The organism is Acidithiobacillus sp. HP-2 (assembly GCF_015100155.1).
In the GTDB taxonomy this organism is placed as follows: domain Bacteria; phylum Pseudomonadota; class Gammaproteobacteria; order Acidithiobacillales; family Acidithiobacillaceae; genus Acidithiobacillus.
Genome location: NZ_JACKZA010000035.1, coordinates 1 through 10,156, shown reverse-complemented (window position 1 = coordinate 10,156; position 10,156 = coordinate 1). Strand labels below are relative to the sequence as shown.

Sequence of the window (10,156 nt, the reverse complement as noted above, 5' to 3'; positions counted from 1 at the left end):
ACCCAAGCTTTATGATCTGGGGATCACGCCATCCCGTGGCCGACCACGGGTCAGCAATGACAACCCGTATTCAGAGTCGCTGTTCCGGACGCTGAAATACTGCCCACAGTGGCCGGAAAGCGGCTTTGCAAGCCTTGAAGCTGCCCGGATCTGGGTGCGTGACTTCATCGCCTGGTACAACCATGAGCATCGTCACAGCCGCATTCGCTTCGTCACCCCCGCCCAGCGCCATCGGGGCGAGGATCATGCACTGCTGACGAGGCACCATGACCTCTATGAGGCGGCCAAGGCGAGAAACCCAGCGCGCTGGTCAGGCCACACACGCAATTGGACACCCGTCGGTGCGGTAGATCTGAACCCGCAGCGGCAGGATAAAAAGGTTACTTAAGAAATGGGTGACGCGACAACTACCTTGACAGACGCCGAACCTGCCTTCGCCTTACTACATCGCGAAATTAGGGAGCATAACTAGTTTTATCGACGGAATTATGCGATCGCGAGTGAGTGCGCAGTCTTGTGGTGCAAACGCACAGTGGTGGGGCCCCAATATGGTGCGCACGGAATAGCGACAATTGAGAAGCCAGAGATTACATAGAAATATAAGACATTAAGCACTAGAGTTGCGTGGCACGTTAGTTGCATGTTTTTTGAAGTGATTGATGCTTGCTCGTGAGAGATCCATTATACGATGGCCATAGCATATTTTTTATGAAGTGACATTATTGAGGGACGATTACATGAAAAGTGATTACCTAGATTTATTATTAAAAGAATATGCACGAGTAATGAGTAAAGATGAGAACGAATCTGAAATGCCGCCACGTGAAATATATTACGATGAAGAATACACCAGTCTTGAGTTTAAAAAGGTTTTGGCAGCATCTTGGCTTCCGATAGCACACAGATCACAGTTACCTAATAATGGAGATATGTTGCCATTTAATATATACAGTGAGAAATTCTTGCTGGTAAACGATAATGACGAGATAAAATGTTTGTCTAGAGTATGTACTCATAGAGGCGCGGATCTATTGGCTTCAAAATGCATGGAAAATCGTAAATCAATAACATGTCCATATCATTCATGGGTTTTTAACTTATCTGGTGGATTAAAATACGCTCCACAATCAGAGGGTGTAAGGAATTTCTCGCACACAGAAAATGGCTTGATTAATTTTAAGACTGAATTATGGAACGGTTTTGTCTTCGTTAATATTGATGGAAATGCAGAACCTTTGAGTAGTGCCTATAATAACCTAAGTGATTTAATATCTCCGTGGCATGCTGATGAGATGGAGGTCGTGTATTCGCGAACCTGGAATGGAGAATTTAATTGGAAAGTGATGGTCGAGAATTGGGCTGAGTTTTATCACCACATAGGAGCGCATTCAAACACTCTAGAATATGCCTTCCCATCAAAAGACACCACGATAGATATATTCAATAAAAGCTTTGTTAGAACAAAAGCACCATATGGTGAAGAATATAAAAGAAACACAGAAGAAAAGTCCGATATATTTCCATTCGAAAAAATAGAGAACCTACCTTTAGAAAACGATAATTGCCAGCAATGGGTGTATGTTGCGTACCCTGCATTTCTAATAGCAACATTTCCGGATAGTATATATTGGATCAGGGTTCTTCCAAAAAATGTCAGTGAATGCGAGGTGACGACATTAATTATGATAAGCAATAAAAACAAGAGTCATAATGACTACGACGAGCGCCTAAAGAAGGCTATAAATCTTTTCGAATCGTTTCACAATGAAGATATGGAGATAAATGCCTCTGTATATAGTAGCATACGAAATAAAATAACCACAGCTTCTGATAAATCAAGGTTATTCCCCACAGAAAGACAAATTTTTAGGTTTCATAGCTTCTTGTCTGATTGCATGTCACGTTGATAGCAAAAAATAAACATCAAATGTAGTTTTGTTATTTATTGTAAATGTAATCAGCTATTGATGCTTATAAGAATTTTATGGCACAAATTATTTCTTCCTTTTTGTATTATGATATCTTGTACAACACAACTATAAAAGATATTATTATTATCAGGTAACAATAAGTTAACCGTTTTTTTGTAACTCAGTTAATGCTAAAATATTTATATTGACTGTTTTTAACAGTTTATTTCATGCGATACATATGTAGGGTGAATTATGACAGATGTGTTATCAGTAAGACCACTTTTAACGGGCACTCAAAAATATGATAAGTCATGGTCAACCCATAACAACGGGTTTGGGACAATTATAACCGCACCAATTTTAGCTTATCTTATCGAAACAAAAAACGGACGAATTCTTTATGATGTTGGTTGTGACTATAATAAAGTAATTAAATCTGAGACATATTTTCAGAGTAATGATTTCCCATATGGCCCACCGCAAATGACACAGGAGCAACGTATACCAAGTTATCTTGATAGACTTGGTATACGCCCTAGTGATATCGATCTAATATTTATTGGACATTTGCACTATGACCATGTCGGAGGAATCGGTGACTTTCTAAATTCTGATATACATATACAGAAAAAAGAAATTTTATCCGTAAGAGATAATATGACACCGGTTTACTTTTCTGACGATATATCACGACTAACGTCCGGGAAGATGATAATAATGGATGGTGATTACAACGTTACTGATGGAGTACAAGCAATATCAACGCCTGGGCATACTGCTGGTCATATGTCATTACATATTGAATTGCCCAAGGGTAAACCAATAATTATTTGTGGTGATGCCGCTGATCTTGAGGAGAACATAAAAGAAGAGATAGCTCCCGGACTATGCTGGAATGATCAATATCAAACCGCTATAAGTAGCATACAAAATCTTAAGGAAATATCAAAAAGAGAACATGCATATCTATGGCCTAGCCATGATTTTAATTTCTTCCATAAATTAAAATCATTTCCTGATTTTTATAATTAATTATCATAAAAAGGTATTTATTAATGCTTTGGCAAAATATAAGTTATAAAGATATTGTTGGCTGCCTAGAGAAGTCAAATGGAACAGCAATGCTTCCTGTAGGAGCTACTGAACAGCATGGACCACATCTTGGATGTGGGGTAGATTCAGTGATTGTCTCTAAGCTTTGTGAAAGTGTTTCTGATATTACTGGAGTTCCAGTTCTTCCACTTATACCTTATGGTTGCTCGATTGGCCACAGCAAAAAATGGCCTTCAACAATTGCTGTTAGTCCAGTAGTTTTGATCGAATTCATTACTGAGATAGGACGATGGGCATATTTTAGTGGAGTAAGACGACTTTTTATTATAAATGGTCATGTAACTAATAATGCGCCATTACGTTGTGCACTGGAGATATTAAGATCAGAATTTGACGATTATATGATAGGTCTAATTGACACCTCCAGGATTAGCCAAAGAGTTAATGACATGCATATTAAAGATGGTGATGACTGGCACGCTAATGATGCTGAGACATCCATAATATTAAAAATTGCAGACGAACTCGTTTCTCATTCATTAATAGATTCATCAGACGATCAAGATCGAACGATAGATAAAGTATTCTCTCATCCCGTAAATAAAACGAGCATAAATGGTGTTACAGGGAAACCTAGTGCGGCCACCAGAGAAAAAGGTGAGGAATTATTTGATTGGATGATTTGTGATCTCGCAAAAATAATCAGAAAAGGCATGACTGAAAGTCCCCCACTACAAGGATAAATTATTCATAATATTTTTATTTTAACTTATGGAGTAACATATGAGCAACGTAGATAATGTATCCAAATTGATTCAGGAATTAAATAATAAGGGGGTTAAATATTGTATATCTGCTTATGTTGATATACACGGAACCCCTAAAGGAAAAGTAGTCCCACTTGAGCATCTCAGGAACATGAATGATGGTTCAGAAAGATACACAGGATATGCCTTAGACGGCCTTGGACAGGCTCCAAATGACGATGAGATTGTATCTATACCAGACCTAAATCGCATGATAGAAGTTCCATGGGATAAAAAACTTGTTTGGTTTCCATCCGACAACTTATTTCGTGGAAGCCCATATGAATTGAATACTAGAGTTGCTCTTAAAAATCAGCTTGCAAAAGCTGAGAAACTTGGTTATGGAATGAACACAGGTATTGAGTGCGAAGTTTTCTTACTTGAGAAAAGTGAATCTGGATTACTTAATTTGCATGACAAAAATGATAAACTTAAAAAGCCATGTTATGATATTAATAGTTTTTTAGGTAGCTTTTCATGGCTGGACAGGATGGCATCTTCAATTCAAACTTTAGGTTGGGATTTGTACTCATTTGATCATGAGGATGCAAATGGACAATTCGAATTTGATTTTAAATATTCCGACGCACTTACCACATGTGATAGATTTATATTTTTTAGGATGATGGCAAAGAAATATGCTAATGATCTCGGATTATTTTCAACAATGATGCCTAAACCATTTGCGGATAAAACGGGTAATGGAGCCCATCTTAATATGTCCTTATATGATATCAATACTAAAAATAATATTTTCCAGTGTGATTCTAATGAAGACCCTCAGGGAATAGGAATGTCTACAGTTGGCTATAATTTTATTGCAGGAGTTTTAAAGCATGGTAAGGCGTTGTGTGCAGTTCTCGCCCCGACCGTAAATAGTTACAAGAGGTTAGTTAAGAGAAGCTCGACTAATTATTTTTCATGGGCTCCTGTTTTTAATTCCTATGGCTCCAACAATCGTACGAATTCTATTCGAATTCCATCCGGTGGTGGACGTTGTGAGTCACGAAATGCTGATGGAGCAATGAATCCGTATCTAGCTACGGCATTGGTTTTAGCTGCAGGACTTGAAGGAATTGAAGAAAAGCTAGATCCAGGGATGGCAAATGATGACAACTTATATGAAATCTCTGATTTAGAAAGGAATGAGCGTGGTATAGCGTTCCTCCCTCAGACATTGAAAGAGGCTATAGAATATTTTGCTGAGGATCCATTTGTAGAAAAAGCAATAGGTAAAGATCTTCGTGACGAATTTGTAAAATACAAGAGAGAAGAGTGGGAAGAGTATCATCGCTCAATATCAACATGGGAAATAGAACGGTATAGCGATATGTTTTAAAAGTGATACTCGATTAAAAAGCATACCCATTAAAAAATTTGAACATCAAGTGGACAGGATAGATGAAGACAAAAAAAATTGCAATTAAAAGTCGTCTGATTCCAACAGACCTTGAACAATATAAACCTTATCGAATAGATGATCTTCTCTTGCGCTTTTGCTCTTGCATCGACTTTGCGGCACTGGCATCACAGGTGGATGGTGCGGATCCTCGACCAGTGAGTCCCCAGGGTGGCTACCCGCCTTATCCCACAGAGGTCATGGTGCGGATCTTGGTATTGAAACGCCCGTACAATTTCTCGGATGAACAGATGGAATACCAGATTTTGGATTGCCACAGCTATCAACGTTTTTGTGGCCTGCTGGATGCCGCTCGCCTGCCTGATCGCACGACGATCTGGCATTTTGAGAACCACATCGGGGTAACCGGTGCCGAAGCCCTGTTTGCGGCGGTAGAGCAACAAATTCTGCAGCACGGTTATCTGGCGCGAGGGGGGGCAGATCAAAGAAAAGAGACCATGCCCGCTGACTGGATCCCTGCCAAACGTATCCAAAAAAATCTTGATGCGTCCTGGATACACAAACACATTTTTCCCAAAATTGATCCTATCAGAGCATTAGTGTGCCCGTAATGAGCCAAATTATGAGTAATGGTCATAATAACTTCATTCTGCGTCTAATTACCATTAAAATACCCTGATACATGATTTTAGGTTATTGGAGAAATTTACAATGCGTGTTTTGCATACCATGATTAGAGTTTCTGACTTAGAAAAATCAATTAATTTTTATGTTAATTTACTTGGCATGAAAATATTGAGAAGAAATGAATACCCTGATGGCAGATTCACCTTGGTCTTCCTTGGCTATAATGATGAAACTCTAGGATGTTCCATAGAACTCACTTTTAATTGGGATATAAGTGCATATAATTTAGGTTCAGCTTATGGTCATATTGCTATTGAGGTTGACGATGCAAAACAGGAATGCTTACGGATAAAAAAGCTCGGCAGCAAAGTTGTCCGTGATGCAGGCCCAATGAAGCATGGAACTAAGGTGATAGCATTTATAGAAGATCCTGATGGATATAAAATTGAGTTGGTGGAGAGTAAAGTACAAATTAATTCAGAGTCCTCTATATTTTAAATTAGTAGAATGATGATCTAGCATGTCTGGATTTTATATATGTATATATGTACGATAAGGAGATACCGTGACGAAAGCCTATGCAGCCCAATCATCCACCAGCCCTTTAGCCCCGTACGAAATTGAAAGACGTCAGCCGGGTCCGGATGATGTCAAAATTGAGATTCTTTACTGCGGTGTCTGCCATTCCGATTTACATACTGCCCGTAATGAATGGAAAAACACCATTTATCCCTCAGTGCCAGGTCATGAAATTGTCGGCAGGGTGGTGACCGTAGGTGATCAGGTCAAAAATTTCAAAGTGGGTGATTTAGCAGGTGTAGGTTGTATGGTGGATAGTTGCGGACATTGCAGCGCCTGTGATGATGGTGAAGAACAATATTGCGAGAATGGTTTTACCTTAACTTATAATGGCCCGGTATTTGGCGGGGAGAATACGTTTGGGGGTTATTCCCAGAGTGTGGTCGTCAAGGAGTCTTTTGTACTGAAAGTCCTCCATGACGAGAAAAATCTGGCCAGTGTGGCCCCCTTGCTGTGTGCGGGCATCACCACTTACTCACCGTTACGTCATTGGCAGGTGGGGCCAGGTAAAAAAGTGGGTATTGTCGGTTTGGGTGGATTGGGTCATATGGGCGTCAAGCTGGCCCATGCGATGGGGGCTCATGTCGTTTTATTTACGACCTCGCCCGGTAAAATCGAAGATGGTAAACGTCTGGGTGCGGATGAGGTCTGCATTTCCACGGATCCCAAACAGATGGCTGAGCAGGCCAACAGTTTTGATTTTATCCTCAATACGGTGGCCGCTTCCCACAATCTGGATGCCTTTCTGAGCCTGTTGAAGCGGGATGGTACCATGACGTTGGTGGGCATTCCTGCAGAGGCCCATCCTTCTCCGGAAGTATTCAACCTGATATACAAGCGGTGTCAATTGGCGGGCTCGCTCATTGGCGGTATTCGTGAAACCCAGGAAATGCTCGATTTCTGTGCAGAACATGGAATTGGTTCGGATATTGAAATAATTCCCATGGACTATATCAATACGGCCTATGAAAGAATGCTGAAAAGCGACGTGAAATATCGTTTTGTCATTGACATGACCACCCTGAAATAGATGTATATATCAGCCAGATTTGATCAATTTAGAGGTGTAATGACGTCGGCATAGCGACGGTGGCCCGCCAAAATAGAGAGGGACAAAGTACCCGGTATATCGAGCGCTGGGCGAAACGATGTACCATATCGAAGTCCTCGAAGCGCAGATCGTGCGCTTCGAGGATTACTTGCTGGACGGTTTGGCCCCGCAACAGCATGCGCTGGCCTTGCTGTAGACCTTGCCCGGGGTGGATACCATAGTTGCTGCCTTATTGCTGGTGGAAATCGGGGACGATATGAAGGCCTTCGGGAGTGCCGATCGCCTGGCGTCGTGGGCCGGTCTGTGTCCGGGCAACAACGAATCGGCCGGTAAGCGCAAAAGTGGTCGCACCCGGAAAGGGAATCCTTACGTGCGCCGCGTCTTGTGCGAATGCGCCCATGCCGCCAGTCGCACCCAATGCGCCCTGCGCGCCAAATTCCAGAACCTGGTCGTGCGCCGAGGTCATAAACGATCCATTATCGCCTTGGCCCACAAAATGCTGCGCATCATCTACTTCATGCTCTCTCGCGGCACATATTACCGGGACGCCGCCACCGATTATGAAGCCTTGAGCGTACAACGTAATGCCGCACGCTGGATCAAAAAGCTGATCAAGTTCGGATTGATTCCTGCCCGATCCAGCATAACCGCTTTCAGATCCCGTAAAATGGTCCTCACAGGCCAGGGACTTCAGTGCCCGTAATCCCATTTCTTTCACATTAAACTAGAGTTCCAAAAAATCACGCCCCACTACCACATCTGGTAGGTGTCTGTGACAACCGGATAAGCACGAATTCATCTATGCCAGAGGCAGCAGTACCGCCTGCGCGCGCCGCAATTCTTCAGCGGTCTCCGCCTATGCAATAAAACTCTCATGCTACCACCACTTGCTCTATTCCACTCGCTGGACGCGCCATGACGTAATCCTCCTTGAAAGCGTGACACATTATCACCGTTTATAACACTAATTGGAATTAGCCAATGAACGATGAGAAAAGTTCATAGACACGAATCACTTTAGAACCAGAAGCCGGTTTCAAGAATATCCCGGATCTGGTCTGGTCTGTTATCATTACCAAAACCGGTAGTGTAATTGCTTAGACGCACATAGGACAATTCATCACGAATAAAATATCCATCGTTTGTATAGGTGGGTGTGATCATGACACCCAACGCACTGGATCCTGGACCATAGCCGAAATAGAAACCATTTGTTTCGGATTGACTGGAATGTTCATAGTCTACGCCGGCAGCTATTGACCAGTGACTACTGATATCGTAAGCCCCGTGGATCATGGCACTGATGTTAGAAGAACTTTTTGTTGTTCCTAATGAGACGCTCTTAGGAGTGTGAATGTACTGTACTTCAGGAGTGATCGTAAAATCAGATCCTGTATATGTGTAGTAAGCGCCATACATCTGACTATTATCTAGGGCAAGTTCACCATTGACATAGCCATTAGGCGAGTAACGTGTTGTGCTAGTGATGCTGCCAGTATGCCCAGTATTACCCATGCCATAGATAGATAAGGAATTATCAGAATTGATGGCGTAGGTGACCAATCCAGATACTACATTGTAGCGATTTGTATAATAGCCATCATTCCAGGACACGGAAGCGGAAACTGGACCCATATTGTAGTTGACTTGTACGCCACGGCTCACAGTTGTTTGCAAATACCAGGGAAAGCCACCTTCTATGTTCATGCGCTCGTAGGTGAATGTTCCGGTATATCCCAAGAGACTTGGAAGTTTTCCAATACTTACCGAGAAATTGCTCAAGGGGGCAATAGTCACATAGGCTAAGGGTAGTGCACCAAAATCGCTGATAGTAGAACTGGTAGAGCTAAAAGGTTCACCTAAAGATGGAAAGTTATAGGCACCAGCTGTTAAGTTGAATTGGATCAACCCGGTTGATTTGCTTATATTGATTAAGCCGCTGGTAATATCTGCTCCGGCATTTTTGCCATTTAGCCCTGAACCAGAAGGGTTGCTTTGCAAAAACCCCATACCGGATACGACCCCCTGCACGTTGACTTTGCCAATGGGGCCAGCGTCGATTTTCAAAGGCGCTGGAATGGAAAAACCAGATGCATGAGCATACCCTGCGGATGCGATGGTTGCAGAAAGTAATCCTGTAAGAAGAAGTCGAGAACGCAAAGATTGTTTCATGGAGGACTCCATTGGTAAGTTTATGTCATGTTATTGCAACAGATCCGAACAGCAAATATTATGCCAATCTACGATATTTATGTAACATAATGAGTAATTTAACTTATTTATGTACGAATTGAAATTTTACGATCGATTTTTACCATAAAATGAGGGTGCTGCACTTTTTTGGTGCTATAAATGCCTAAATTTGGAGAGCTGTGCGTCACTTTTGTGCGTTGAGAAGTTGAAATCTATTTGGGGCAGTTCGAAAAACTGGCGGCTCTTCGTCAGATTGAGTGGGTAGGGGGTAGAATGCTGTGGAGCGGTCGTGCCCTGAATAGGAGTTAGCTGATGGTCCCTGAAGAGCTGTTTTCTCTCGCGTTAGGATTGGTTCCGCCGTGGTTGGTGGATCATGTGACTTTCACGGTGGAGGAGAAACGCCTGGATCTGCACATCAACTTTCCCAAAGGTAGTCGCTTTGCTTGCTCCGTCTGTGGTGAGGAGTGTCCGGTACATGATACCCGTGACCATACCTGGCGGCACATGGATTTCTTCCAGCATGAAGCCTATCTCCATGCCCGTGTACCTCGTGTGAAGTGCCAGGAGCATGGAG

General features: G+C 42.2%; 9 protein-coding genes and 2 pseudogenes. 10 read left to right on the top strand and 1 reads right to left on the bottom strand.

What is annotated here, in order from left to right; genetic code table 11:
* The 9 genes and pseudogenes from H7F11_RS16215 to H7F11_RS16175 all read left to right on the top strand — a co-directional run.
* On the top strand, positions 1-388 hold a 388-nt coding region (locus H7F11_RS16215), incomplete at its 5' end, for an integrase core domain-containing protein (protein ID WP_193658265.1).
* 349 nt (positions 389-737) lie between these two features.
* Positions 738-1,907: an aromatic ring-hydroxylating oxygenase subunit alpha gene (locus H7F11_RS16210; protein ID WP_075323868.1), complete on the top strand. Its 1,170-nt coding sequence runs from the start codon at positions 738-740 to the stop codon at positions 1,905-1,907.
* A gap of 258 nt (positions 1,908-2,165) precedes the next feature.
* Entirely contained in the window at positions 2,166-2,945 is a 780-nt protein-coding gene (locus H7F11_RS16205; RefSeq protein WP_075323867.1) for an N-acyl homoserine lactonase family protein, read from the top strand.
* A 23-nt stretch (positions 2,946-2,968) separates the two neighbouring features.
* The gene (locus H7F11_RS16200; protein ID WP_075323866.1) at positions 2,969-3,709 is read left to right on the top strand and encodes a creatininase family protein; all 741 of its coding nucleotides are present in this window, start codon (positions 2,969-2,971) and stop codon (positions 3,707-3,709) included.
* A gap of 40 nt (positions 3,710-3,749) precedes the next feature.
* Entirely contained in the window at positions 3,750-5,111 is a 1,362-nt protein-coding gene (gene glnT, locus H7F11_RS16195) for a type III glutamate--ammonia ligase (RefSeq protein ID WP_075323865.1), read from the top strand.
* Positions 5,112-5,173: 62 nt separating this feature from the next.
* Positions 5,174-5,608, top strand: a pseudogene (locus H7F11_RS16190) (transposase); the annotation flags it as partial.
* Positions 5,609-5,843: 235 nt separating this feature from the next.
* A complete protein-coding gene (gloA, locus tag H7F11_RS16185) occupies positions 5,844-6,257 on the top strand; it encodes a lactoylglutathione lyase (RefSeq protein WP_075323863.1) in 414 nt (137 codons plus the stop codon).
* A 67-nt stretch (positions 6,258-6,324) separates the two neighbouring features.
* Entirely contained in the window at positions 6,325-7,368 is a 1,044-nt protein-coding gene (locus H7F11_RS16180) for an NAD(P)-dependent alcohol dehydrogenase (protein ID WP_075323862.1), read from the top strand.
* Between the two features lie 106 nt (positions 7,369-7,474).
* Positions 7,475-8,092: pseudogene (locus H7F11_RS16175) on the top strand (transposase); the annotation flags it as partial.
* Positions 8,093-8,406: 314 nt separating this feature from the next.
* On the opposite strand, the gene H7F11_RS16170 reads toward H7F11_RS16175, so the two are convergent.
* On the bottom strand, positions 8,407-9,561 hold the full coding sequence (locus H7F11_RS16170; RefSeq protein ID WP_193651868.1) for an outer membrane beta-barrel protein: 1,155 nt from the start codon (positions 9,559-9,561) through the stop codon (positions 8,407-8,409).
* 333 nt (positions 9,562-9,894) lie between these two features.
* On the opposite strand from H7F11_RS16170, the gene H7F11_RS16165 reads away from it, so the two are divergent.
* A partial coding sequence (locus H7F11_RS16165; RefSeq protein WP_193658156.1) for a transposase family protein occupies positions 9,895-10,156 on the top strand: 262 nt, incomplete at its 3' end.

Coding starts and splice junctions, on each gene's coding strand:
- gloA (WP_075323863.1), top strand. CDS start 5,844: ATGCGTGTTTTGCATACCATGATTAGAGTTTCTGACTTAGAAAAATCA.
- glnT (WP_075323865.1), top strand. CDS start 3,750: ATGAGCAACGTAGATAATGTATCCAAATTGATTCAGGAATTAAATAAT.
- H7F11_RS16205 (WP_075323867.1), top strand. CDS start 2,166: ATGACAGATGTGTTATCAGTAAGACCACTTTTAACGGGCACTCAAAAA.
- H7F11_RS16170 (WP_193651868.1), bottom strand. CDS start 9,561: ATGAAACAATCTTTGCGTTCTCGACTTCTTCTTACAGGATTACTTTCT.
- H7F11_RS16210 (WP_075323868.1), top strand. CDS start 738: ATGAAAAGTGATTACCTAGATTTATTATTAAAAGAATATGCACGAGTA.
- H7F11_RS16200 (WP_075323866.1), top strand. CDS start 2,969: ATGCTTTGGCAAAATATAAGTTATAAAGATATTGTTGGCTGCCTAGAG.